Origin of the sequence: Microbacterium testaceum (genome assembly GCF_001476285.1) — a bacterium.
Classification (GTDB): Bacteria; Actinomycetota; Actinomycetes; order Actinomycetales; family Microbacteriaceae; genus Microbacterium; species Microbacterium testaceum_B.
Genome location: NZ_LDRU01000008.1, coordinates 1 through 23,776 on the forward strand (window position 1 = coordinate 1; position 23,776 = coordinate 23,776).

Sequence of the window (23,776 nt, forward strand, 5' to 3'; positions counted from 1 at the left end):
GCGGATTCGGGCGCGTGCTCGGCGCTCGAACACGGCGTACATGACGATCGCGAGGTAGCTGAGGAAGACGAGGAAGAACACTTCCTCGAGCGGCAGGTGCGGTGCAAGCTCGACGCCGACGAACAGCGGACTCTCGCCTTTCACGAAAACGCCCGTGGCGATGCCCACGGCATCCCAGGCCAGGAAGAACACGGTCGCCACGAGCACCGCGGCGATCGTCCGGATGGGCGCGACGCGCAACGCCAGCGAGAACTTCACATCGATCGCGATCATCCCGGCGAGCGAGAACAGGATCGCGCCCAGGTAGATCCCGGGCACCTCAGACCGCCGCGCGCGCGGGTTCTGCGAGGGGGCCGGGAGAGGTGTCTCCGGTCAGACGCTTGACGACGAGCTCGGCGGAGATGAGACACATCGGCAGACCGATCCCCGGGAGCACCGACGTGCCCGCGTAGTAGAGGTTCTGCACCTTCCGCGACCGGTTCTTCGGCCGGAAGATCGCACTCTGATTCAGTGTGTGCGCGAGACCGAGTGAGTTGCCGTGCCAGGCGTTCAGGTCGTTCGCGAAGTCCTCCGGGGCGATCGTCCGACGCACGACGATGCGCTCAGCGAGATCCGGGATGCCGGTCCACTCCGCGATCTGCGCGATCACCCGGTCGGCCGCCTGCTCGATGCGCTGATCGCCCGAGCCGTCGACGCCACCGCGGCCGCTCACCGGGTCGGCCGGGACGGGGACGAGGACGAAGAGGTTCTCGTGTCCCTCGGGCGCGACCGAGTCGTCGGAAGCGCTCGGCCGGCAGATGTAGATGGACGCGGGGTCGGGGATCTTCTTGTCCTCACCGAAGATCGCGTCGAAGTTGGTGTGCCAATCGTCGGTGAAGAGCAGCGTGTGATGCGTGAGCTGGGGGAGCTCGCCCTTCACACCGAGCAGCAGCAGCAGGGCCCCGGGGCTCGGGACCTTGTCCTTCCACCACTTCTCGGGGTACTGGCGGTCCTTCTCCTCGAGCAGGTGATTCTCCGTGTGGTGCAGGTCCGCGCCGGACACCACGGCATCCGCGGCGATCACTCGCCCGTCCGCGAGCCGCACCCCGCGCGCGAGGCCCGACTCGGTGATGATGGCGTCGACGGGGGCCGACGTCTCGATCTGCACACCGCGCTCGCGAGCGAGCTTCTCGATGGCGGCGATGATCTCCGTCATCCCGCCCTTCGGGTAGAGCACGCCGTCGCCGAGGTCGAGGTGACTCATGAGGTGGTACAGGCTCGGCACCTCGAAGGGCGAGCCGCCGAGGAAGACCGCGGGATACGCGAGGATCTGTTGGAGCCGCGTGTTCTGGAAGTCCGTCGTGACGCGCTTCCACAGGGTGCGCGTGAGCAGCGGGATCAGCGTGGGGAGGCGCTTCACGAGTGCGGGGTCGCGCAGCCCTCTCGTGGACGAGTACGGGTCGTAGAGGAACTTCGACGTGGAGAGCTCGTACGCGTCCTTCGCGGAATCGAGGTACGCGTCGATGTTGTCGCCCGATCCGGGCTCGTGCTCCTCGAACAGTGCCCGGACGGCCTCGCGTCCTGACACGATGTCGATCGGCTCGCCCTTTCCGGGAGGACCGTAGACGCGGTACGCCGGGTCGAGGCGGACGAGATCGAGCTGCTCATCGGCACTCGTGCCGAGCAACCGGAAGAAGTGGTCGAACACCTCGGGCATGAGGTACCAGCTCGGCCCGGTGTCGAACCGGAAGCCGTCGGCCTCCCACGACCCCGCGCGTCCGCCGAGGGCGTCGCGGGCTTCGAAGAGGTGGACGTCGTGGCCGCGGTCGGCCAGCAGAGCGGCGGTTCCCAGACCGGCGATTCCGCCTCCGACGACGACGATGCGCTGGGCGCTCATGAGCGGGGACCTTTCGGTGGACGCCCCAGGAGGGCACGGGCAGCGAGAGTGGCTTTCACGCCGTCGGGGACGCGCACGCGCGGAGCGCCGGCGGGGGAGAGGCGCAGGCGTCGCGACAGCTCGGCGAAGAGGTCGTGCGCAGCGGTCACCGCTGCTCGACAGTCCGGCGGCAGGTGCGGAATGACGGATGCCGCGGCGGCGAGGTCGGCGTCGATCCGATCGAGCACGGCGATGCGTCGTTCGTCGTCGGCTGCGCCGTCGAGGTAGTCGCGGCCGAGACGGTCCGCGTCGTCGGCGAGATCGCGGAGGAAGTTGACGTCCTGGAACGCGGCCCCGAGGCGTCGCGCGCCCTCGACGAGGTCGGTGGCGGGGCGCGCGGGGGCGGACATCCCGGCGTTGAGGAACACCTGCAGGCACATCAGCCCGACGACCTCCGCGGAGCCGTACACGTACGCGTCGTGCGAGAGGTCGTCGTGTGCGGCGGTGTCGATGTCGGTGCGCATCGAGGCGAAGAACGGCGCGATCAGCTCGGCACCGATGCCGCACTCTCGCGCGGTGCGGGCGAAGGCGTGCACGACGAGGTTCGCGCTGAAACCGGTGGTGATGGCATCCATCACCTCGGTCTCGAGGGCGTCGAGCACGGCGCGCTCGCGCTCGGCCGTGAGGCCGGCGTCGTGGGCCGGCCCGTCGACGATCTCGTCGGCGACGCGGACCAGCGCGTAGATGTTGCGGACGTGCGGACGAGGGCGTCGGCCGAGCAAGCGCGCAGCGAGGCCGAACGATGTCGAGTAGCGCTGGATGACGGCTGCGGCCGCGTCGTCGGCCGTCCGTGAGTAGAGGGCGAGTCCGGTGGGGCCGGTGCTCACGGAACGCGCTCCTGCACGGCGTCGACCAGGTCGAGGAGCATGCCCTGACACTCCTCCGGCAGGGTCGAGGCGGCGACGATGCCCCGTGCCTCGTCGAGGGTGTCGCGCACGAGGTGCTCGAGTCGGACGCGCGCACCGGACGCGGACAGCGCACTCTGCGCGGCGCGGATCGCGACCGGCCCGGTGTGGGCGTTCGCGAGGGCGTCGCTCACCTCGGGCCAGTGCTCGCTCTCGCGGGCGAGCACGATCAGGTGCGTCTTCTTCGCCTCGCGGAGGTCGGAGCCCTCGTCCTTGCCCGCGGCGGCGGCGCTTCCGAACGCGCCGATCAGATCGTCGACGAGTTGGTACGCCAGCCCCAGACGCTGCCCGAACCGCTCCAGAGCGTGCCGCACGGGCGCCTCCGCGCCCGCGAGTACCGCGCCCGCCTCGAGAGGCGCCGAGAACGAGTAGACGGCGGTCTTGTCGTGGGTCGTGCGCAGAATCGTGTCGGCATCGATGTCGCCGGCAGAGACCGCGTTCTCGACGTCGGCCAGTTCGCCGGCGGCCGAGACGAGGACGGCGTCTTCGACGAGGAGGAGCAGGTCGCGACGCACGTCCGCCGGGATCTCGGCCATCGCGACGAGCCGAGAGGCCTCGTGCAGCAGGAGGTCTCCCGCGAGGATGGCCGCCGCATCGCCGAGGAGCGCCGCCCCCGCGGCATCCGCCCCGCGCTCGGTCCCGCGAGAGCGGAACTCGCCGCCGACGTTGGGCATGCCGCGCCGCTCGACGTCGTGGTCGATGACGTCGTCGTGGACGACGAAGGCGGTGTGCAGGAGCTCGAAGGCGGCGGCGACCTGGTACAGCGCGGGCCGCGCGATGTCGGGGCCGCCCAGGGTGTCGAACGCCGACACGACCAGGAGCGGACGGAATCGTTTGCCGCCCTCGGCGGCGCGACGGATCGCGGATGCCAGAGCCCGGGCGCCGTCGCCGAGCTGGCCGAGACGCCGATCGAGGCGGGTGAGAGCGCCCTCGATGGCCGAGTCGATGTCGTGGCGTGCTGCCGGGGTCGTGGCCAAGGCGATCACGATGCCCGCCGGATGGCTGGAGGTGGATTGAAGAGATGCAGCTGCTGTGCCTGGAGGACTAGCCAGGGGCTGAACGCCCACGGCGTGGACTCGAGCGAGGTGGCCAGGTCGAGAGGATCGGCCCAGCTGTACTCTGCGACCTCGGTCGGGTTGGGGTGCGGCTCATCGTCGGTGAAGGCGATATAGACGGGGCAGATCTCGTTCTCGACGATGCCGCTCGCGTCGACCGCGCGATAGCGGAAGTGGGGGAGGGCGAGCTCGAGATCGCGGATTCGCAGACCGACCTCAAAGGAGGCGCGACGGTGCACGGCGTCGGTGAGCGGCTCGGCGGGAGCGGGGTGTCCGCAGAACGAGTTGGTCCACACGCCCGGCCACGTCTTCTTGTCGAGCGCGCGCCGCGTGACGAGGACCTGCCCGTCGGCGTTCACGACGTGGCAGGAGAACGCGAGGTGCAAAGCTGTGTCCGCACCGTGCACACTTGCTTTCGGTGCGACGCCGATCTCGTCGCCATGCTCGCCCAGAAGGACGACGTACTCGATCTCGCTCATCGTGCCTCCTGTTTGCTAGTTTAGCTAGCGATGTGAGCTTCAATATACCGACGCCGAAAGGGGGTGTCCACCGTGACTGATACCACCGCTCGTTCTGGTAAAAGGCCCGCCGTCGTCGAAACCCTGACCGCCGTGCGGGCCCTCAGCGACGCTCTCGACCGCATGCACAGCGGAATGAAGGGCGAGATGGACATGAACGCCAGCGACCTCGCGACGCTGCGCATGCTCATCATCCGCGAACAGCGCGGAGAGATGGTGAGCCCCCACGACGTGGCGCGACACCTTCGCATCTCGACCGCGTCGACGACCAAGCTCATCGACCGGCTGGCGGCGTCCGGCCACGTGGAGCGCCGCGCCCACCCGTCTGACGGCCGTGCGCGCGTCGTCGTACTCACCGACAAGTCGCGAAGCGAGTTCTTCCACCACCTCGGCGGACACCTCGGGGCGATGCGCGATGTCGCCGCGAACTACAGCGACGACGAGCTCGCCACGATCTCCGGCTTCCTGCACTCTCTCACCGAGGCGATCACGACGACCGACTGAGCGGCGGGCGCCGGCGGTCATGAATCTCGCGCTCCGCGGGCGACGCGGACCCCGACGTCGTCGAAGCCGTCTCGCGGTCCGCCACCCCGGCGTGTCGTGGCGCGCACGACGGCGGGGGCGTCATTCCATCCTCCGCCCCGGAAGACGCGGGCGTTGCCTCGTTCCGGATCGACGAGGTCTTCGCACCACTCGGCGACGTTGCCCAGGATGTCGAACAGTCCGAACAGATTGGGCAGACGGGCCCCGACATCGACCGGCGCGCGAAGACCGTCGGCAGCCGTCCACGCGATCTCGCGGATGGGTCCGTACGTCGACCCGGTGGCGCCGGCGCGGCAGGCGTACTCCCACTCGTCCTCGGTGGGCAGGCGGAACCCGTCGCTCTCGGCATCCGCGTGCACCTCTTCTCCGTCGAACCGATAGACCGGGTCGAGCCCTTCCCACTCCGACAGGGCGTTGCACAGGCGGATCGCTCGGAACCAGCTGAGATCGACGGCCGGTCGACGGGGGTGCCGCGCGGGAATCCCGAGGAGCTCGGCCACCTGCTCCTCCGTGACCGGGAAGACGCCGATCTCGAACTCTGACACGACGATCTCGCGTCGTTCGCTGCCGCGCATGTCACCACGCAGCACGCGACCGGCAGGAATCCTCGCCATCTCCATGTCGGTCATTCCGATCCCCGCTGCCGATGGAAGGCGGCGCCGTCGCTCCGGTCGGAGGAGGGGAGGGTTCCGTGGGTCATGTATCCAGTCAACCGTGGGCCCGCGACATCGCACGAAAGGGTTGACGGACGCGGGTGTCGGTTTCGCTCGAACGTCAAGCCCTTTTCGGGTCCGAGCACGAATGATTGGATGGACACTCCAATCGTTCGAGGAGAACCCGAGATGAGTCCCCGGCGCTACGCCTCCCCTCTGCGCAAGGCGGAGGCGGCTCGCACCCGTGCGGCGATCCTCGACGCGGCGGCCGCGTTGTTCTCTCGCGACGGTTATGCCGCGACGACGATGAAGGGGATCGCCGTCGAAGCCGGAGTGTCGGTGCAGTCGGTCCACCTGGCCGGATCGAAGTCGACGTTGCTCGTGGCCGCTTTCGAGCGCACCTTCTCGGGCGCGGGGGTCCTGGACTCCCCGGCGCAACCCCCTCTGATCATCGCGGCCCTGGAGCGGCTCGAGGTCGATGAGGCGATAAGCGTCTGGCTCGACGGCATCGCCCGCGCCCACGAGCGTTCCGCGGGGCTCGCGCGGGCCATGGCCATCGCGGCGGAGACGGATGCCGTGGCGGCCGCGGCTCTGGCCGCCTTCGACGCGCGTCGGCACGGCGACATCCGCGTCGCCTCGACATGGCTCGTGGAGCGGGGTCTGCTGCCCGCGGAGGACGCGGACGAGGTGGCGGACGAACTCAGCTACCTCGTGGGGCCTGAGACCTACGCGTTCCTGGTCACACGGTCCGGGTGGGCGCCCTCACGCTATCGGGCCTGGCTCGAGCGCACGCTGCGCGACCTCCTCGCGCGACGGACCACCGACGTTCCCGTCTCGTGAACGAGGCGGCGGCGCGGATCACTCCGCGCCGCCGCCCTTCGAACGCGGTTCAGCGGGCTCGACGCGTCCGCGCGCGGCGTCCGAGGACGAGCGCCGCCCCCAACGCCATCAGCGCGAGTGCGCCCCCGGCGAGAGCCGGGGCGAGCGTGGCGTCCGTGCCGGTCTGTGCGAGCCGACCGTCACCCGCGGGGACGGGAACCGGGGTCGGCGTGGCCGTGGCGGTGGGACTCGTCGTCGGGCCGGGCGTGGGCGTTGGCCCCGGCAGTGGGGGAGTGTCCACGGCGACGCTGACGACCGGGCCGTCCTGGGCGGCCCCTTCCGCGGTCGCGGTGACGGTGAGCGCCGTACCGGCGGGCAGGTCGCGGAAGGTGGTGGCATCCACTCCCTCCGCGAGGTCGGCGGTGGCCAGGACGTCGCTCCCCGAGAGCACCTGCACGGTCGTTCCGGTCGAACCCTTGGCGTTGGTCCACGACACCGCGAGCGAGGTGGGCGACAGGGCGGTGGCCTGCAGGTCGGTGACGGGGCGCGCCGGGAGCGCCGTCAGCAGGGCGTGCGCGTCGATGAGGCCGGCACCGAACAGCTGCTGGTCCGTGACCGACGAGGACGTGGGGTTCTTCAGGGGACCGGCCGTCGCGAACGCGGTGCGCGCGATGTCGGCGGCGGACTCCTGCGGCGCGTACTCGAGGGCGAGCGCGTGCACCGCGGCCGCGGTGGGTGCCGCCGCGGAGGTGCCGAAGAAGTACCAGTCGTCGTCCAGCGAGGGCACTCGCTGCGCGAAGAAACTCGTGCGGATGCCGTCGACCGATGCGATCTGCGGACCCATCACCCGCAGCGGCTCGGGGTAGGCGGGCGACACGACGGGCGTTCCGTCGACGAACCGGACCGGTTCGAAGAGCAGGGTGGTGTCGCCGGCCGAGGTGAAGCGTTCCGGGACGTCGGGTTCGAGGCTGAAGGCCGCCGCCACGCCGATGCCGGAACCGTCGGCGGGGTGGCCGACCGAGGTGAGACCCACGACATCGTCGCCCTGGGAACGGTCGTACTCGATCGCGGACAGGCCGGGACTCCAGAACGCCATCGAGAGCGCGGGCGTGGAGGTCGATCCCGTCGAGGTGTCGCGGAGCACCACCACGTCGAGATCGCCGGCCGCGACGACGTCCGTCGCCGTGGTGTACACGGTCGGCGTGATGCCGTCGAGATAGGACTCGCTGACGAGCTTCTCGTCGACGTAGAGCTGCGGCACCAGGGCCGTGGTGAGCCCGAACAGCGGATCACCCCACTGCGCGACGATGCTCGGTACGCCGTCCTCGGGGAAGGTCGCCGTGTCCGTGGCATCCTGGGCGGCCGACGGGTCGAAGTCCAGGCAGTCGTAGCTGGTCATCCCTTCGGGCGGCGTGACCCAGCTCGGGCAGTCCATGGGGCGGTAGGCGGGGGTCCGCCAACCGTTGATCTGCAGTCCCGCGCTCTCGGTGCCCTTCGCGCCGATCTCCGAGCCGTTCCCGGCTGCGGTGTAGTACGCGACTCCGCGCGACTGCACCTGGGTGATCGCCGTCGAGATCCAGCCCTGCTGGTACAGAGGTTCCTCGCTCCAGCCGATGTCATCGACGATGACGGTCGCCCCCGCATCCGCGAGAGCCACGATGCCCTTCGCCATGTCCTGAGAGCTGCGCCAGCCGGTGTAGAAGACGATGCGGGCGCCCGGAGCGATGCCGTGGACGAGTTGGGCCATCGCCCGTCCCTCGTCCCCGCCGCCCTCGTCGGGCTCGATGTCGGAGAGGACCGTGACGGGCGTCTCGTACCCGCACGGGTTGCCCGGGCCGGGGAGCAGACCCGCCTTCACGTCCTCGTCGGGAGTCGTCTCGGCGTCCGGCGCGGCATCGTACGAGTCGGAGAGGATGCCGATGGTCACGCCCGTGCCGTCGACGCCGAAGTCCTTGCGCGCGTCGGCGGTGTGCAGGGGCGCGTCGGCCGTGCTCGGGAAGGTGCGACAGGCCTTCTCAGCCACCCCGCGCTGTTGCGCGGAGGGGATGTCGTCGACCGCCGGCGGGACGACGGGGATGGCGACCGGCTGCACGACGGGGGTGACTGCACGGATACCGTCGAGGGCGCGCAGTTCCGCGAGGGCGTCCGGGGCGACCCACGCCGTCGCCGAGGATGTCAGTTCCTGCACGCTCACGATCTCGGCGAGCCCGCCGACCGCGTCGAGCTGCGCGGTGCCGGGGCTGCGCTCGAACGTGATGGTGACGGAGAGGCGGCCCGCGTCGTCGAAGCGGAGCGAGCCGCGGCCCGAGCCCGGCGTGCCGACCGCCGAGGTGATGGCATCCGGAGAGTCGGCCCCGGCTTCGACGGCTTTCACGACCGCATGGGTCAGCGTGAGAGCCGCCGGGATGTCCGTGGTGTCGGGTGTGCTCGGCTGGGCCGAGGCGGGCAGTGCGGCGGTGCTCAGTGAGCAGATCACGGCAGCGGTGATCGCCACCGCGCGGAATGCGCGATTCATCGTTGTTCGTCGTCCCCCAGTTTTCGGTCAGTGTAGGGGGCGAGATGCGGCGAGCGCGAGAAGAATCTTCTCGGCCGATCAGACCGGGTTCGCACGGGTTGCGGGAAAGCAGAAGGCCCCGGATCGATCGATCCGGGGCCTTCATTTTGTTGCGGGGACAGGATTTGAACCTGCGACCTCTGGGTTATGAGCCCAGCGAGCTACCGAGCTGCTCCACCCCGCGGCACAAGAGAAAACATTACGCCGAGATGAACGATGGCGCAAATCCGCGCACACCGCCCGGGAGTGTCGCGGCAGAATGGCCCGGTGAGCAGCATCATCGACGATCGCGACGACGGCCGCCCCGAGAGTCCCGCGCAGCGCGCCGACCGCAACTGGACCGACGTCCTCCAGGAGCTTCGCGTGCTGCAGACGGGAACCCAGATCCTCACCGGGTTCCTTCTCGCGCTCGCGTTCCAGCCGGCCTTCGGTGACCTCGACGCGGGCTGGCGTGCGTTCTACCTCGGCCTGGTCGCTCTCTCCGCGCTGAGCGCGGTCGTCGCTCTCGCCCCCGTGGCCCTGCACCGCGCCGTCTTCCGGCTGGGCATCAAGCCCTCCGTCGTGCGCTTCGGCCATCGCGCGCTGCGCGCCGCTCTGGTGCTCGTCTCGTTGCTGCTCACCGGCGTGGTCGCGTTCGTCTTCGGTGTCGTGGTCGGCGGAGGAGCCGCCGTCGCGGGTGCGGTCGTCCTCGCGGTGACGATCCTCGTACTGTGGGTGGTGGTGCCGGCGATCCTCCGTCACCGCGGGCGAAAGGATGACGAGTGACAGACCGCCGATTCGGACTTGCCGTCGCGCAGTTCGCCCCCAGCGCTTCCCGTGAGTCGAACCTCTCGGCGATCGAGGAGGCTGTCCAGGCGGCCGTCGCGCGGGGCGCGCAGCTGGTCGTCTTCCCGGAGTACTCGAGCTACTTCGTCGACCCCTTCGACGACACCCTCGTGCAGAACGCCGAGGATCTCGACGGACCCTTCACTGCCGCGCTGCAGTCCCTCGCGGCGCGACACGGCATCGTCGTCGTGGCGGGTCTCCTCGAGCGGGCCGATGACGGCCGGCGCGTGCGCAACACCGTCGTGGCGGTGGCGGGGGATGGCATCCGGTCCGTCTACCGCAAGCTGCACCTGTACGACGCGTTCGGTCAGCGCGAGTCGGACTGGGTCGCGCCGGGCGAGATCGCTCCACCCGACACCTTCGAGGTCGACGGACTGCGATTCGGTCTGATGACCTGTTACGACCTGCGCTTCCCCGAGGTCGCGCGCACCCTCGCGGACGCCCACGTCGATGTGGCTCTGGTTCCGGCGGAGTGGGTTCGTGGTCCTCTCAAGGAGGATCACTGGCGCACGCTCGTCCAGGCGCGCGCGATCGAGAACACCTTCTTCGTCGCGGGGGCGGATCATCCGCCGCCGCTGGGCGTCGGGCATTCGATGATCGTCGACCCGCAGGGTGTCGTCCTCGCGGCGGTGGGCACGACGACCGACGTCACGGTCGCTCACATCGATCCAAATGCCATCGCCCGCGTACGCCGGGTGAATCCCGCGCTCGACCTGCGACGTTTCCGGGTGACTCCGCGCTGACGGTTCGTCTCGGCTGCGCACCGTTTTGCGCCGTTTCGATGCCGTCGGCCGTCAGATGACGCAAGCTGGAAGAATGACCGGTCTCGCGTTGGACTATCCCTGGATGACGTACATGGGCGAGCTCGGGGCGAATCTGCGCGCGGCGCGCCTCGCCACGGGGCTCACTCAGGAAGACGTCGCCGTGCGCGCGCGCATCTCGCTCTTCACGTACCAGAAGCTCGAGAAGGGCGAGTCCAACCCCGGGACGCCCGCCAATCCGCGTCTGCAGACGCTGCTGGCGCTGTCGGCGGTGCTCGAGGTCTCGATTCAGGACCTCGTGCCCGACCTCGACCGAATCCGCGAGGGCGAGCCGGGGCCGAGCGACGTCTAGGGGAGGTCGTCCAACAGGGCGGTCACCGCGCGCATCAACCGCTTCGTCGTCTCGATGCTGAGCACCGTGGACTGCCGCGCGAACTGATCGGAACCGAACCACACCCACGTCTCGCCGCGGGTCTGCTCCAGTCCGATCGTGATCTCGGTGACGCCGATCGCGTGGATGTCGCCGTTCGGGTGAAGGCTGCGCTCGACGCCGGGGACGGTGATGCCTTCGCTGCGGTGCGAGACGTCGGCCGCCGCATGGTCTTCGTGCTCGCCCGCGCACCAGGAGGGGCACGGGGATGACGGTTTCAGCGCGCGTGGCGGGTCGGGCCAGCTCATGGGTGTCTTCCTCGTGACGATCGTGCAGGGACGTCCTCGACGATAGGAGCCGTACGCGTCCCTCGAGCGAGGCGCGAGCCACCCGTTCCGGTGGTTGACGTCGAGAGAAGGCGCGGCCCGGTCAGGGGAGTTCGCTCGACGGCTGGATGCGCTGCACGTACCGGATCAGCGAGATGGGCCGGGCGGATCGCCACCCCGACCGGGTGAGTGCCATCGTGTACCCCTCCGCGCGCAGCTGCATCGCCGTCTCGGGTGTGAGCAGCGTCCGTCCCGGCACCTTCGTCCACCGCAGCGCTGTCCCGTAGACATGCGTGATGCGGGGCGGGCGCGATTCGAGCGGGTGTCGCGGGCGTGGCATGAAACTCCCCGGTGGCTGGGCGACGGGAGTCGCGGGCGCGATCGCCGGCTTGCGATCACTCGAACAATACCATGCATACATGGTATGTCGCCGGTGTCACGGCGAGTTCTCCGCCGCGTGTCACGCGTCGGCCGGTCAGGCTCCCGACAGGCTCGCCAGGCGTTCCGCTGCGTCGCTCAGCACCTCGACGCGTTTGCATGCGGCGAAGCGCACGAGGGTCGCATAGCGATCACGCCGAGCGGGGGAGACGAACGCGGTCAGAGGAATGCCGACCACCCCGGCGCGGGCGGGCAGCTCCCGACAGAACGTTCCTGCATCCGTCGCGCCGAGCGGAGCGGCATCCACGACCGTGAAGTACGAGCCCCCCGGAGACGACACGTCGAAACCGGCTGCGCGGAGTCCGGTGCCCAGCACCTTCGCCTTTGCGGCCATCGTCGCGGCCACGGAGGCGAAGAACGCGTCGGGCAGTCGCAGGCCGGCTGCGATCGCCGGTTGGAACGGCGAGCCGCCGACGTAGGTGAGGAACTGCTTGACGGCCAGCACCGCGGTGACCAGTTCGGCGGGACCCGTCACCCATCCGGTCTTCCATCCGGTGAGCGAGAACGTCTTACCGGCGGAGGAGATCGAGAGCGTCCGCTCCGCGGCGCCGGGCAGCGTCGCGATCGGAACGTGCGGTCCGTCGAACACGAGGTGCTCGTACACCTCGTCGGTGACGATGATCGCGTCGTGGAGGTGGGCGAGGCGCACGACCTCGTCGAGCACCTCTCGAGAGAACACCGTGCCCGTCGGGTTGTGAGGGTCGTTGACGAGGATCACCCGCGTCCGGTCGTTGACGGCGGATGCCAGGTCGTCGAGGTCGGGCTGGAAGTCGGGCCAGCGCAGCGGGACGCCGACGAGCCGCGCACCGGCGAGCGCGACGCTCGCGGCGTACGAGTCGTAGTACGGCTCGAACACCACGACCTCGTCGTCGGGCCCGTCGATGAGGGCGAGAAGCGTCGCCGCGAGCGCCTCGGTCGCCCCGACCGTCACCAGCACCTCGCGCGCGGGATCGAGCTCGAGACCGTAGAAGCGCTTCTGGTGCTCGGCGATCGCGGTCAGCAGCTCGGGGAAACCGCGCCCCGGGGCGTACTGGTTGACCCCGTCGGCGATGGCGCGCCGCGCGGCCTCGAGGACGACCTCGGGGCCGTCCTCGTCCGGGAATCCCTGGCCGAGGTTGATCGCGCCGGTCGAGGTCGCCAGGGCGGTCATCTCGGCGAAGATCGTGGGGACGGCTCGGCCGTCGGCGGCGAGGAGACCGGCTCCTCGGGCGGTGCGCTGCCAGGCGCCGGGGATGGTGTTCATCGGGGAAGTGCCTTCGAAGGGGTGCGTGGGCCGGAGGGCCGATAGGTTCTCACCGTAGGCCATCGGCCTTGCGGGGCGTTGGTGTGAGACCCATAGAGGCGGCTCACCCGCGTCATAGGCAGCGCACAGCATTCGGGGTCATCGTTGAAGCGCCTGGAAGAAGGAGCATCACATGAGCGACAACACGGACAACCGTCCCGAGGGTAACGACATCAGCTCGAACACCGACGCGACCGCGCAGAACGCCGTGCCCGCGTCGCAGAACACCGACCACACCGCGACCGGGAACGCGAGCGACGCCGCCGCCACCCCCGGCGCCGTTCCGCCCGTGCCGACGCGTTCGCCCGCCGCCGCCGCGGCCGCGTGGCCGCCGCCGGCGCACAACCCCGCCGCGGGGACGCACGCGTCCGGTTCCACCCACGACGGGGCCACCCGCCCGCAGGCCTACGCCGCCGCGCCGTCGGGCGCGACCGGCCCCACCGGCCACGCGTTCGGCCCGGCCGCGGGCGGTCACGACTCGCACGGACAGCACCCCACGCTGAACCTCGGCGGGACGCCGACCGCCACGCAGCCGCGCAAGAAGAGCTCGGCCCCCAAGGTCGCCGCTCTCCTCGTCGCCGCAGCCCTGGTCGGCGGCGGCGCGGGCCTCGGTGGCACGTACGCCGGTCTGTCGCTGTGGGGCGGGTCGAACTCGGCCGCCGTCGCGGGTCCGACGGCCGTGACGGTCAACAACCCCGAAGACGTCAACAACACCACCGCTGTCGCGGCCAAGGTCGTGCCGAGCGTCGTGACGATCCAAGCGATGGAGGGCCAGACCGGCGACACCGGCTCGGGCGTGATCCTGAGCAAGGACGGCTACATCCTCACCAACAACCACGTCGTGACCATCGGCGGCAAGTCCGCCAACCCGACCGTGTCGGTCACCACGTCGGACGGACGCGTCTTCTCCGCGAAGATCGTCGGCACCGATCCGACCTACGACCTCGCGGTGATCAAGGTCGACAACGCCTCGAACCTCACCCCGATCGAGTGGGCGGACTCGTCGCAGCTCAACGTCGGTGACAACGTCTCGGCGGTCGGCGCTCCGCTCGACCTGCCCAACACGGTCACCACGGGAATCGTCAGCGCGCTGAACCGTTCGATCCTCGTCGCCTCGTCGGCCGCCCCGAAGGACGGCACCGAGTCGGAGGACGGTTCGGGCTCGGGCGGCAACCAGAACCCGTTCTACTTCGACTTCGGCGATGGACAGCAGAGCCAGCAGCAGGCGACCGACTCCATCAAGATCGCCGTCATCCAGACGGATGCCGCGATCAACCCCGGCAACTCCGGTGGCGCGCTCGTCGACGACGAAGGCAAGCTGATCGGCATCAACGTCGCCATCGCCAATGCCGGTGGATCGTCGTCCGGCGGTCAGTCGGGCAACATCGGCGTGGGCTTCGCGATCCCGTCGGACATCGCCAAGCGCATCTCGCAGGACATCATCGACAACGGCGCCGCCACGCACGGTCTGCTCGGCGCCAACGTCCAGGATGCCGGCAGCATGCAGGGCGCGACCACCACGGGCGCCTACGTCGCGGTCGCGGTCGACGGCGGTGCCGCTCAGGCCGCGGGCCTGCAGAAGGGCGACATCGTGACCAAGTTCAACGGCGTCCCGATCACCAACTCCGCCGACCTGACCGCACAGGTGCGGGCGCTCGCCGCCGGGACCAAGGCCGAGATCACCTACGTCCGCAACGGGCAGGAGAAGACCGCCGAGGTCACCCTCGGGCAGATGCCCACCAACTGACGCCCCGGCGTCGGACGCCACCCCGCGATAGGCTCGCGGGGTGGCGTCTTTCTCGTTCGGGGCGGGAAACGCGCGAAAACTCCGTCGGATCCCGCTCTACCTCGCGGGCCGCCTCCTCACCGCTCTTGTTCCGCGATCGCGCGAGCGCTGGGTCTTCGGCTGCGCGGTCGGCGTGACCGACGGCGCTCTCGCGCTGTGGCGATTCGCCGCCGCACGCGGGGAACAGGCGCTCTGGCTCGTCGCCGATGAGGCTCAGGAGCGCGAGGCTGGACGCCTCGGCATCCCGTCCGTGAGGAGAGACTCCGTCCGCGGTCTCTGGGCCACCGCGCGAGCCCGGGTGATCGTGGTGACCCACGGGTTCGGCGACGTCCAGCGCTACGCGGTGACCGGGGCGTTCATCGTGCAGCTCTGGCACGGCATCCCGCTCAAGCGCATCGGCCTCGACTCTTCCGAGACCACGCGCGCCGGGTCCACCGTGGCGCGTCGTGTACTGGCGGTCCTCTACCGGCGTACGGCCCGCCAGATCTCGCTGCTCCCCGCGGCGTCCCACCTCGTGCGCGGGCGGCTCGAGACCGCCTTCGGCCTTCCCGACGCGCGCCTTCCCGTCACGGGCGAACCTCGCGTCGACGTCCTCTCTCGAGGCTCTGCCGAAGAGCGTCGCCACGCCGCCCGCGCCGCTCTCGACGAGGCGTGCGGCCGTCCGCTCGGCGGCACGCGGGTCATCCTGTACGCACCCACGTGGCGCGACGGCGAGCCCGACCCCGCGGTGCCCGACGCGGGGGAGTGGGATGCCATCACCGCTGCTCTCGACCGTCTCGACGCCATGCTGCTCATCCGTTCGCACCCGCTCGGCGCCGGCGACTACACGCCGCCTGTGCCGCACGATCGGGTCGGGACGCTCGGGAGCGACCGGGTGGCGGACATCACGCCGCTGCTCCCCGGGATGGACCTCCTCGTCACCGACTACTCGTCGCTGGCGTTCGATGCCGCGCTCGTTCCGCTGCCGGTGCTGTTCTTCGCGCCCGACCTCGAGGAGTACACCGCGCGCCGCGGACTCTACGGGACCTACACGGAGGTCGCCGGCACCGACCCCGCACGCACCTGGACGGACGTGCTCGCGTGGGTGGGTGGCATCCTGAACGATCCGACCGAGGCGCTCGCAGCCTCCCGCCGTCGCAGCGAGACCGTCCACGCGCACCGGGACGGGCGGAACACCGAACGCGTGTACCGCGAGATACGCCGTCGCCTCGAGCGGGCGAAACCGACCGACGCCCGGTGGGGCGCGAGAAGGGCGCCGGGATGACCGACGCACGTTTCCTCGACGACGGGGGTGTTCCCGTGTTCGAGATCACCGGCACGGGAGCCCGTCCGGCATCCGTCACGCTCATCGGACGACGAGCCCGCGTCTCCGCGAGGCTGTACGGACGAGGGCGCACGTGGCGCGCCGAGGTGCCCTTGCGCGCAGCGCGGTGGGGCGGACCCGAGCTGCCTCTGCCGACGGGGGAGTACCGGCTCTCGATCGAGACGGGGGAGGCGACGGATGCCGCGCCTCCGGGTGCGGCGATCTCCCTCACGGTCCTCCCGGGCCTGCGTGCCGCGTGGACGGGGGCGACTCTGCGCGTGGGGCCGCCGGTCGATACCGCTGAAGCGCAGGCCGCGCTCGAGAAGGAGTACGCCCGGCGGCGCGAACCGCTCGAGAACGCCGTCTTCTTCGAGAGCTTCTACGGACGCAACGCGAGCTGCAACCCGCTCGCGATCGATCGGGAGCTCGCGCGCGTCGCTCCCGGGGTGACGCGGTACTGGAGTGTGGTCGATCTCTCGGTGCAGGTCCCGCCGGGGGCGGTCGCGGTCGTCGAGGGGAGTCCGGAGTGGTGGCGCGCCCGCGGCGTCGCGCGACTGCTCGTCGTCAACGACTGGCTGCGGCGACGCTTCGTCCGCCGCCGCGGGCAGGTGGTGCTGCAGACCTGGCACGGCACGCCCCTCAAGCGCTTGGCGCTGCACCGGCCGGGCTTCGATCCACGGCGCGCGGCGGCCGTGGTGCGCGAGGCGCTGCGGTGGAACGTCCTGCTCGCGCAGAGTCCCTACGCGGCGTGCGTCCTCACCAAGGCCTATGCCTTCTTGCGCCGGCCGGTGTGGATCGAGGGGTATCCGCGGAACGATGTCCTCCGCACGGACGACGGAGCACGAACCCGTCGCGCCCTCGGCATCGGCGCGGACGAGCGGGTGCTCCTGTACGCGCCGACGTGGCGCGACGATCGGGAGGCCATCGTCGATTTCGTGGACCCGACCGCTCTCGCTCGGGCGACCGACTCCGTCGTTCTCGTGCGGGGGCATTCCCGCACGCTGCTCCCCGGGGAGGACGCTCGAGGCCCGCGCGTGATCGACGTCACCGGATATCCGGACACGGCACGACTCCTCGCCGTCGCCGACGCGCTCATCACCGACTACTCGTCGGTCATGTTCGACTTCAGCATCACGGGCAAGCCGATGTACTTCCTCGTGCCGGACCTCGAGCACTATCGCGGAGCGCAGCGCGGCTTCTACTTCGACCTGCTGGACGCGGCTCCCGGCCCCGTCGTCCGGACGCAGGAGGAGCTCGCGCGAGCGATCGGCGAGGTCGATCCGTCGATCTTCGCCGAGCGGTACGCCCGGTGGCAGCGGATCTTCAACGCCCGCGACGACGGCCGCGCGAGCGAGCGCGTGGTGGCGCGCATCCTCGATCAGGGGTTCGTCGACCGCTAGGGCAGCGGCGTGTTGCGCCCGTCGAGCCGAGAGGTGTCGACGGTGTCGCGAGCGCCCCGCGCGATTCCCCACAGGAAGCCCGCACCCCAGGAGAGGTGCATCGAGGGCAGGACCGTTGCCGTCCACGCGCGGTCGCGCCAGCCGCGACCACCCCCGCGTCCGAGCGCGGCTACGGCGACCAGCACCGCGTACGCCGCGACGGGGAGGTGGAGGATGGATGCCACGGCCGAGCGACGGCGACGCGTACGACGAGCCGTCTGCCACACGCCCGCGGCGGTCGAGAGCACGACGGCGACGACGAGTGCAGGAGGGGCGAAGAACCGCAGTGAGTTGCGCCGACCGTAGCGTCGGACCAGCTCCCCGCGCCATGCTCCGGTCGCACGGAACTGCCGCACCAGGCGTGTCCAGCTCTCGCGGGGCCAGTAGACGACCGAGAGGGCGGGGTCGAACCACACCCGATATCCGGCGCGGCGCAGGCGGAGGTTGAGCTCCCAGTCCTCCCCGCGGCGGATCGACGGATCGAACCCTCCCACCTCGTCGAGCGCGGCGCGACGCATGACACCGAGGTACGCCGATTCGGCCGGCCCCTCGACGGCACCGCCGTGATACGCGCCGCCGCCCAGCCCGGCTCGCGAGTTGTAGGCGCGCGCGACCGCCCGCTGGAAGGGGGACCGACCGTCCGCCCGCATCACACCCCCGACGTTCGCCGCGCGCGTGCGGGCGAGGGTCGCGAGGGCACGGCGGGTGTAACCGGGAGAGAGTTCGGAGTGGGCATCGACGCGCACCACGGTCGGGTAGCGACTGGCCGCGAGGGCGAGGTTGAGGCCCACCGGGATGTCGGCATCCGGGTTGTCGACGAGCACGATGCGAGGGTCGCCGTCCGCCAGGTCGCGGGCGATCGAGGTGGTGTCGTCGGTCGACGGGCCGAGGGCGAGGACGATCTCCACGGGTCCGGGAACGTCCTGCGCGAGGGCGGATGCGACGGCGTGCCGCAGGTACCGCTCCTCGTTGAGGACGGGCATGATGAAGCTCACGCCGGCGTCGTCGGGGGGAACGGGCGCGTCTCTACCGCCGGGGGTCGGGAGGGGCATCCCTCGATCCTTTCACGGTGCACCTGGCCGGTACCCTGGAACGATGCCCCTCGTCCGCGACGCCCGTCTCGCCGTCGGCCTGCTGCGCAAGGCGGTCGCGACCCGGGGTGCCCGACGCGACCTGCACCGCGCGCTGGCCGCGCGGGGTCCCCTCCCCGAGAACGCGTTCCGCATCGCGGTGTACTTTGCCGACGGGGCCGTCAACATGTACCAGATGCGCCAGTGGTACGCGCCGCTGCGCGAGCTAGCGCGCACCTGGCCGGTCGTCGTGATCAGCCGGACGATTCGCGGTTCCGACGCGTTGCTGAAGGACGGAGAGCTCCCGGTCGCCTTCGCGCCGACCGTGCGCGACGTGGAGCGGGTGCTCGCCGAGCAGGACATCCGCCTCGTGTTCTACGTCAATCAGAACACCCGGAACTTCCAGATGTTCCGGTACGGGCGACGTTGGCACGTGTTCATCAACCACGGCGAGTCCGACAAGATGTACATGACGACGAACCAGTTCAAGGCGTACGACTACGCTTTCGTCGCCGGAGATGCCGCCCGCGCCCGCCTCTCACGCGCCCTGTGGGACTACGACCTCGACCGCCGGACGTTCTCGATCGGACGCCCCCAGGCCGACCACGCGGTCGGAGAGGCGCCGTTCGCGGATGATGAGCGCACCGTCGTGCTGTACGCCCCGACGTGGGAGGGCGATCGCCCCTCGGCACACTACGGCTCGGTCCGCACGCACGGTGAGGCCCTGGTCGCCGCCCTGCTCGCCACGGGCCGCCACCGCGTCGTCTACCGCCCGCACCCGCGCTCGGGGGTCGTCGATACCGAATACGGCGCCGCGAACGCACGCATCATCGCGGCCTTGGCCGCCGCGAACCGGGCCGATCCGTCGGCGCAGCACGTCTACGACACCTCGCCCGCGATCGGGTGGCAGCTGCGGTCGGCCGACCTCGCCGTGCTCGACATCTCCGCGATGGTCTATGACCGACTCGCCTTCGCCGCCCCGTTGCTCATCACGCGGCCGAGCGATCCCGAGGCCGAGGTCGATGAGGCGGGCTACCTCTCGGCGTGCGAGTGGTTGGATGCCGATTCCTCCGGCGACATCGTCGCAGAGACGGATCGCGTGCTCCGTGACCCCGAGGCTGTCGGTCGCCTGCGGCACTGGGTGCAGCACTACTTCGGCGACACCGCGCCGGGCGCGTCCACGGCGCGCTTCCACGCCGCTGTCGCTGAGCTCATGCGCCGCTGGGACACGTGGCACGCGCGCGAGGGTGACCGCGCGTCGCGGCATTCATAAACGCCATCCGCGCACAGAAACACGTGGAGAGCGCGTTTACGTGAGCAAACAGCGTTTATGGGCCCGGCCCGGCGCACGCGCCCGACAGGTGCCGCCCGCCGCCGCCCCCCCTGCGGCTAGCCCACGTGGGTGAGGCGCCCGATCGCCGCGAGGGGGATGCCGAGCCAATCCGGACGATTCCGCGTCTCGTAGATCGCCTCGTAGACGGCCTTGTCGAGCTCGAACGCGGCGAGGAGGTCGCCACCGCCGGCTATCTCGCCGCCGGCCGCGGCCGCATAGCCCTCGAGGAACGACTGCTGTGCCGCGATGACCCACGCGCGGACGGCAGCGCCGTCGTCGTCGGCGATCGCTCCCGAGACGTAGTCGAACGAGCGCAGCATTCCCGCGACGTCACGCACAGCGAGATCGGGGAGGATCCGTTCCGCCATGGGACGCAACGGTTCGCCCTCGAAGTCGAGCAGCACCCACCCGTTGCTCGGCGTGTGCAGCACCTGCCCCAGGTGCAGATCGCCGTGGACGCGCTGAAGCGCGGGCCACGGCGTCGCCGCCGCCCGGGCGTAGACCGCACGGATGCGATCCACCAGCGGCGCGAGCGCGGGAACCTCGCTCACCGCGATCGCGAGTCGGCGCTCCCACGCGCCGGTCACGGCGGCACGGTCAGCGGCATCGGGCTCGCGCGTGGGGAAGGCGGCGGCGAGGGCGACGTGCATTCCGGCCACGGCCTCGCCCAGGGCGCGCGCCGGCTCGCGAAAGTCCTCGTCGGCGCCCGCAGCGTTCAGCGCGACCCGCCACGCGTCCTCGACTCCGTCGAAGAACTGCTGCGCGAAGGCGAGGGACCCCGTTTCCGTCTCGCCCGTCGAGGCCGTCCACGTTCCCCGCAGCTCGCCGATCGCGGCCGGGACGAACGTCGCTCCACCGGCGGCCAGGGCGGAGGGGAGCTCCACATCGGGATTACGCCCGCCGTTGACCTGGCGGAAGAGTTTGCAGATGACCGGGAGGCCGTCCCCATCGGGGCGGAAGATGATCGACGTGTTGGACTGCTCACCGCTCAACACCCGCGCCGTCGCCCGCGAGGCGGGTGTGCCGAGATGCGGAGACCACAGCGCGAGGGCTTCCAGACCGGCCTCGGTCGACACGTCGATGCCGCCGACCGTGACAGCTCGATAGAGCAGATCGGTGAACGCCTCGTCGGTCGTGGCATCCGCCCACACGCCGCCGTCGCTCTCGGCACCGATCAGGCTCCCGGGCGGGACGGTGCCGACGGGCCGCTTCACGACCGGTACCTGGTACACGATCGCGGGAACGGCGGCGTCATCGCGCACGAGGAGAAGCCGCATGTCCTGTTCGACGAGCGGCCAGGACGCGACGAGGGAGAGCCGGGGGTCGCGGCCCTTCGTTCCGTACCAGCGCTGCCGCGGCATCCAGACCGCGAGGAGATCGAGGAGGTCGCCCATGCGGCGAGAGTAGCCCGCCGACGTGATCGTCGCGCGGGTCTTGCGTCCCGGGTCGGCGAGATGAGAAGGGGTCAGGATGCCGCGTTCTCGGGCGAGGAGTCTCCGGTGCTCGATTCCACGCCCTCGGCGTCTCTCTTCCGTCGCGGCAGCGCCTTGCGCGCGATCGCGCCCGTCCGGCGGCCGGCGCCGCTGACGGCACCCGCGAGGACGTCGCCGACCCGCGCCACCCCGTTCGCGGCGGTCCTCTCGAGCCGCTCGGCGCCGGGCCGTGGCTCGAGGTCGGCCGGGAGTGTCGGCGGCGGGGGACCGAACGCGCGCCGCGCGTTCACGAGGACGCGTCGTCCGAGGATGTGGTTGCCGGCGCCGCCGACGACGGCTCCGATGCCGAACGGGAGCGCCTTGCCGAGCCACGACGCCCCTCCGCGCGCCGCGAACTGACGGGCGAACGTGGTCTTCAGCCGATCGACCAGGGGGCCGACCGCAGCGCGGGGGAGCGTCTTGGTGACGAGATCGCCCCAGTACGTCGATCGACTCGCGCCTCGGCCCGCGGCCTGCGCGGCCAACTGGGCCACCAGGTCGGTGCCTTCTTTGCCCAGCATCAGCGTCAGTACGAGGGCTCGTGCACGATCCGGGTCATCGACCGCGACACCGTGCACTTCGGCGACCGACTGGGCGTACAGCGCCGTCGCCTCGAGGAAGCCGATGGTCTCGACTCCGCTGAGAGCGAGGGTGATCCCGGTCGTCACCCCGGGCACGACGGCGGTCGCGCCGACAGCCGCGCCGCCGGTGGTCACAGCTGCGAGGTAGCGACGTTCGAGGATTCCGAGGATCTCCTGCGTGTCGGCATCCCGATGCCGGAGTCGGATGCTGCGCAGGTGCGCGAGAACGACGGGACGCTGCACCGCGAGGGCACGGTCGAGCAGGCGAATCGCCGCGGGATGTTCTTCGGAACCCACGGGCGGGAGCCCGCCCTTCCACGGAGCGTCCTCGGGGAGGGAGTGGATGCGATGCACCTTCTCAGCCATGACGTCATCTTCTCCCGAGACCGTCGGCGGTCGCGGTGACTTGACGGATCAGACGAAGAGGTTCGCGCGCTCGAGGTCTTCGGCGAAGTCGACCTCGACCGCGTAGAGGTCAGAGATGTCGAGCGGCTCGACGCGCAGACCGTCGTGAACGATGCCGAGCTCGATGCCGCGCTCGAAGTAGTCCTGGTCATTCACGCGCTGCAACTGGCGCATGAGCGCCTTCTTGTCGCGAGACGACACGTAGTTGATGCCGACGGCTTCACCGACGCCGCCGACGACGGTCTTCGACAGGTTCTTCACGAAGCCCTCGGCGTCGACGGTGTACTTCACCTCTTCGTCGCCCACGCTCGCGGTGTCGACCGTGACGAACGAGCGGTCCGCCTCGATCAGCTCGGTCGCGCGACCCAGCACGCGCGGGTCGAAGACGACGTCGCCGTTCATCCACAGCACGCCGGAGCGCCCCGTCTTGGCGAGCGCACGGAGGAGGCTCTTCGAGGTGTTCGTCTGGTCGTAGCGGTCGTTGTAGACGTAGTCGACGTCGGGGAAGGCGTCGACGATCGTCTCGGCGCGATAGCCGACCACCGTGGTGATGCGAGCGTCGCGGCCGAAGGCGGCACGGATGTTGTCGTGCTGCTGCTGCATGATGCTGCGGCCGTCCGCGAGCGGGGTGAGGGGCTTCGGCAGGCTGCGGCCGAGGCGCGAGCCCATGCCCGCGGCGAGAATCACGATCTGAACAGTCAAGGCTGGCTCCTGGGGGGGATGAGTCGTCATGTCCGGTTCACCGGAATGTCACGCCTTCGTGTCCTGATGATGCTAGCGAAGACCCCGCCGGGGGTGGCATGATTCGCCCCACTCGTTGTGGTTTCGTGATCGGCTACACCATCTTGCGTCCCGCCGCCTCGCGTACAGAGGTGTCGGAGGGGCTTGCTAGTTTGGAGTGATGACAGCGTCGCTGCCGCAGCCCCAAGACTCGTCCGCCCCTCGGTCGGACGGCGACGCGGTGAGCGCCGATTCCACGCCCGACACGCCCCCGACGCCGAAGCCGCGTGCGCCGCGCGCGCCTCGCACGACCACCGCGAGGGCACCGCGGACGTCGACCGCTCGCACGCCGCGCAAGCCCGCGTCGACGGCCGACACGCCGGAGGCGAGCGAAACCGGTAGTTCGTCCGTTGCTCCGCGCGTGACGAAGAAGCCGGCGGCGAAGAAGCCCGCCACGCCGCGTAAGCCCGCGGCACCTCGCAAGCCCGCGGCTCCGCGCAAGACCGCAGCATCTCGGCCGGCTCCGTCGACGGCGGCGGCTGCCGCCGAGACCACATCGACTCCCGCGCTGCCCGACGACATCGTCATTCCTCCGCGCCCGCCGCTTCCGGTCCCGGCTCCCCGCGTCGAGGATGCGCGCTCCGCTGACGACTCAGCGTCCACGAGCGATGCCGGTGAAGAGTCGCCGTCAGCCGGGGCTGCG

24 protein-coding genes and 1 tRNA gene are annotated in these 23,776 nt (G+C 70.5%); 9 read left to right on the forward strand and 16 right to left on the reverse strand.

The features are described 5' to 3' along the window. From NS283_RS01980 to idi, 5 genes are all read right to left on the reverse strand, one after another. A partial coding sequence (locus tag NS283_RS01980) for a lycopene cyclase domain-containing protein (RefSeq protein ID WP_058595210.1) occupies positions 1-318 on the reverse strand: 318 nt, incomplete at its 3' end. A gap of 1 nt (position 319) precedes the next feature. Then, the gene (gene crtI / locus NS283_RS01985; protein ID WP_058595211.1) at positions 320-1,876 is read right to left on the reverse strand and encodes a phytoene desaturase family protein; all 1,557 of its coding nucleotides are present in this window, start codon (positions 1,874-1,876) and stop codon (positions 320-322) included. Continuing rightward, positions 1,873-2,742 carry a phytoene/squalene synthase family protein gene (locus tag NS283_RS01990; RefSeq protein ID WP_058595212.1) on the reverse strand — a complete coding sequence of 290 codons (870 nt, stop codon included), beginning with the start codon at positions 2,740-2,742 and terminating at the stop codon, positions 1,873-1,875. Before NS283_RS01990 ends, crtI begins: the two co-directional genes overlap by 4 nt. Next, complete coding sequence (locus NS283_RS01995; RefSeq protein WP_081317205.1) at positions 2,739-3,806, reverse strand: polyprenyl synthetase family protein; 1,068 nt, start codon at positions 3,804-3,806, stop codon at positions 2,739-2,741. Before NS283_RS01995 ends, NS283_RS01990 begins: the two co-directional genes overlap by 4 nt. Next, positions 3,803-4,354 (reverse strand): isopentenyl-diphosphate Delta-isomerase, encoded by a 552-nt coding sequence (gene idi, locus NS283_RS02000; RefSeq protein WP_058595213.1) that lies wholly within the window; start codon positions 4,352-4,354, stop codon positions 3,803-3,805. Before idi ends, NS283_RS01995 begins: the two co-directional genes overlap by 4 nt. A gap of 72 nt (positions 4,355-4,426) precedes the next feature. Between idi and NS283_RS02005 the strand changes: the two genes are divergently transcribed. Continuing rightward, positions 4,427-4,897, forward strand: a complete 471-nt coding sequence (locus NS283_RS02005) for a MarR family winged helix-turn-helix transcriptional regulator (RefSeq protein ID WP_058595240.1) — start codon at positions 4,427-4,429, stop codon at positions 4,895-4,897. Positions 4,898-4,914: 17 nt separating this feature from the next. On the opposite strand, the gene NS283_RS02010 is transcribed toward NS283_RS02005, so the two are convergent. Continuing rightward, complete coding sequence (locus tag NS283_RS02010; RefSeq protein WP_058595214.1) at positions 4,915-5,565, reverse strand: formylglycine-generating enzyme family protein; 651 nt, start codon at positions 5,563-5,565, stop codon at positions 4,915-4,917. 213 nt (positions 5,566-5,778) lie between these two features. Between NS283_RS02010 and NS283_RS02015 the strand changes: the two genes are divergently transcribed. Next, entirely contained in the window at positions 5,779-6,429 is a 651-nt protein-coding gene (locus NS283_RS02015) for a TetR/AcrR family transcriptional regulator (protein ID WP_058595215.1), read from the forward strand. Between the two features lie 49 nt (positions 6,430-6,478). On the opposite strand, the gene NS283_RS02020 is transcribed toward NS283_RS02015, so the two are convergent. Both NS283_RS02020 and NS283_RS02025 read right to left on the reverse strand, forming a co-directional pair. Further along, positions 6,479-8,923, reverse strand: a complete 2,445-nt coding sequence (locus NS283_RS02020) for a hypothetical protein (RefSeq protein WP_058595216.1) — start codon at positions 8,921-8,923, stop codon at positions 6,479-6,481. A gap of 149 nt (positions 8,924-9,072) precedes the next feature. Further along, positions 9,073-9,146 (reverse strand) — tRNA-Met (locus NS283_RS02025). A gap of 62 nt (positions 9,147-9,208) precedes the next feature. Here NS283_RS02025 and NS283_RS02030 point away from each other — a divergent pair. The 3 genes from NS283_RS02030 (at position 9,209) to NS283_RS02040 (ending at position 10,900) form a co-directional block, all read left to right on the forward strand. Beyond that, positions 9,209-9,727 carry a DUF6328 family protein gene (locus tag NS283_RS02030; RefSeq protein WP_153003260.1) on the forward strand — a complete coding sequence of 173 codons (519 nt, stop codon included), beginning with the start codon at positions 9,209-9,211 and terminating at the stop codon, positions 9,725-9,727. Then, positions 9,724-10,530: a carbon-nitrogen hydrolase family protein gene (locus tag NS283_RS02035; protein WP_058595218.1), complete on the forward strand. Its 807-nt coding sequence runs from the start codon at positions 9,724-9,726 to the stop codon at positions 10,528-10,530. The genes NS283_RS02030 and NS283_RS02035 overlap by 4 nt, the downstream gene beginning before the upstream one ends. A gap of 73 nt (positions 10,531-10,603) precedes the next feature. Continuing rightward, positions 10,604-10,900 (forward strand): helix-turn-helix domain-containing protein, encoded by a 297-nt coding sequence (locus NS283_RS02040; protein ID WP_058595219.1) that lies wholly within the window; start codon positions 10,604-10,606, stop codon positions 10,898-10,900. Here the strand turns inward: NS283_RS02040 and NS283_RS02045 are convergent. From NS283_RS02045 to NS283_RS02050, 3 genes are all read right to left on the reverse strand, one after another. After that, positions 10,897-11,226 carry a DUF6907 domain-containing protein gene (locus tag NS283_RS02045; protein ID WP_058595220.1) on the reverse strand — a complete coding sequence of 110 codons (330 nt, stop codon included), beginning with the start codon at positions 11,224-11,226 and terminating at the stop codon, positions 10,897-10,899. The genes NS283_RS02040 and NS283_RS02045 overlap by 4 nt on opposite strands. Positions 11,227-11,347: 121 nt before the next feature. Continuing rightward, positions 11,348-11,584 (reverse strand): hypothetical protein, encoded by a 237-nt coding sequence (locus NS283_RS18545; RefSeq protein WP_058612963.1) that lies wholly within the window; start codon positions 11,582-11,584, stop codon positions 11,348-11,350. A 135-nt stretch (positions 11,585-11,719) separates the two neighbouring features. After that, positions 11,720-12,925 carry an aminotransferase class I/II-fold pyridoxal phosphate-dependent enzyme gene (locus NS283_RS02050; protein ID WP_058595221.1) on the reverse strand — a complete coding sequence of 402 codons (1,206 nt, stop codon included), beginning with the start codon at positions 12,923-12,925 and terminating at the stop codon, positions 11,720-11,722. A gap of 172 nt (positions 12,926-13,097) precedes the next feature. Between NS283_RS02050 and NS283_RS02055 the strand changes: the two genes are divergently transcribed. From NS283_RS02055 to NS283_RS02065, 3 genes are read left to right on the forward strand one after another with little or no spacing between them, the layout of a single operon-like run. Then, entirely contained in the window at positions 13,098-14,711 is a 1,614-nt protein-coding gene (locus NS283_RS02055) for a S1C family serine protease (protein ID WP_058595222.1), read from the forward strand. Between the two features lie 40 nt (positions 14,712-14,751). Beyond that, positions 14,752-16,014 (forward strand): CDP-glycerol glycerophosphotransferase family protein, encoded by a 1,263-nt coding sequence (locus tag NS283_RS02060; RefSeq protein ID WP_058595223.1) that lies wholly within the window; start codon positions 14,752-14,754, stop codon positions 16,012-16,014. Further along, positions 16,011-17,453: a CDP-glycerol glycerophosphotransferase family protein gene (locus tag NS283_RS02065; protein WP_058595241.1), complete on the forward strand. Its 1,443-nt coding sequence runs from the start codon at positions 16,011-16,013 to the stop codon at positions 17,451-17,453. Before NS283_RS02060 ends, NS283_RS02065 begins: the two co-directional genes overlap by 4 nt. Here NS283_RS02065 and NS283_RS02070 read toward each other — a convergent pair. Continuing rightward, a complete protein-coding gene (locus NS283_RS02070; RefSeq protein WP_058595224.1) occupies positions 17,450-18,544 on the reverse strand; it encodes a glycosyltransferase family 2 protein in 1,095 nt (364 codons plus the stop codon). The genes NS283_RS02065 and NS283_RS02070 overlap by 4 nt on opposite strands. Before the next feature lie 43 nt (positions 18,545-18,587). Between NS283_RS02070 and NS283_RS02075 the strand changes: the two genes are divergently transcribed. After that, on the forward strand, positions 18,588-19,835 hold the full coding sequence (locus NS283_RS02075) for a hypothetical protein (RefSeq protein WP_058595225.1): 1,248 nt from the start codon (positions 18,588-18,590) through the stop codon (positions 19,833-19,835). Positions 19,836-19,951: 116 nt separating this feature from the next. Here NS283_RS02075 and NS283_RS02080 read toward each other — a convergent pair whose 3' ends face one another. The 4 genes from NS283_RS02080 to NS283_RS18815 all read right to left on the reverse strand — a co-directional run bounded on the left by NS283_RS02080 (position 19,952) and on the right by NS283_RS18815 (position 23,655). After that, positions 19,952-21,289, reverse strand: coding sequence for a maltokinase N-terminal cap-like domain-containing protein (locus NS283_RS02080; RefSeq protein ID WP_058595226.1), 1,338 nt, complete (start codon positions 21,287-21,289; stop codon positions 19,952-19,954). 71 nt (positions 21,290-21,360) lie between these two features. After that, complete coding sequence (locus NS283_RS02085; protein ID WP_058595227.1) at positions 21,361-22,314, reverse strand: hypothetical protein; 954 nt, start codon at positions 22,312-22,314, stop codon at positions 21,361-21,363. Positions 22,315-22,362: 48 nt separating this feature from the next. Further along, positions 22,363-23,055, reverse strand: a complete 693-nt coding sequence (locus NS283_RS02090) for an NTP transferase domain-containing protein (RefSeq protein WP_058595228.1) — start codon at positions 23,053-23,055, stop codon at positions 22,363-22,365. 186 nt (positions 23,056-23,241) lie between these two features. Next, the gene (locus tag NS283_RS18815) at positions 23,242-23,655 is read right to left on the reverse strand and encodes a hypothetical protein (RefSeq protein ID WP_193752613.1); all 414 of its coding nucleotides are present in this window, start codon (positions 23,653-23,655) and stop codon (positions 23,242-23,244) included. Positions 23,656-23,776: the final 121 nt, after the last annotated feature.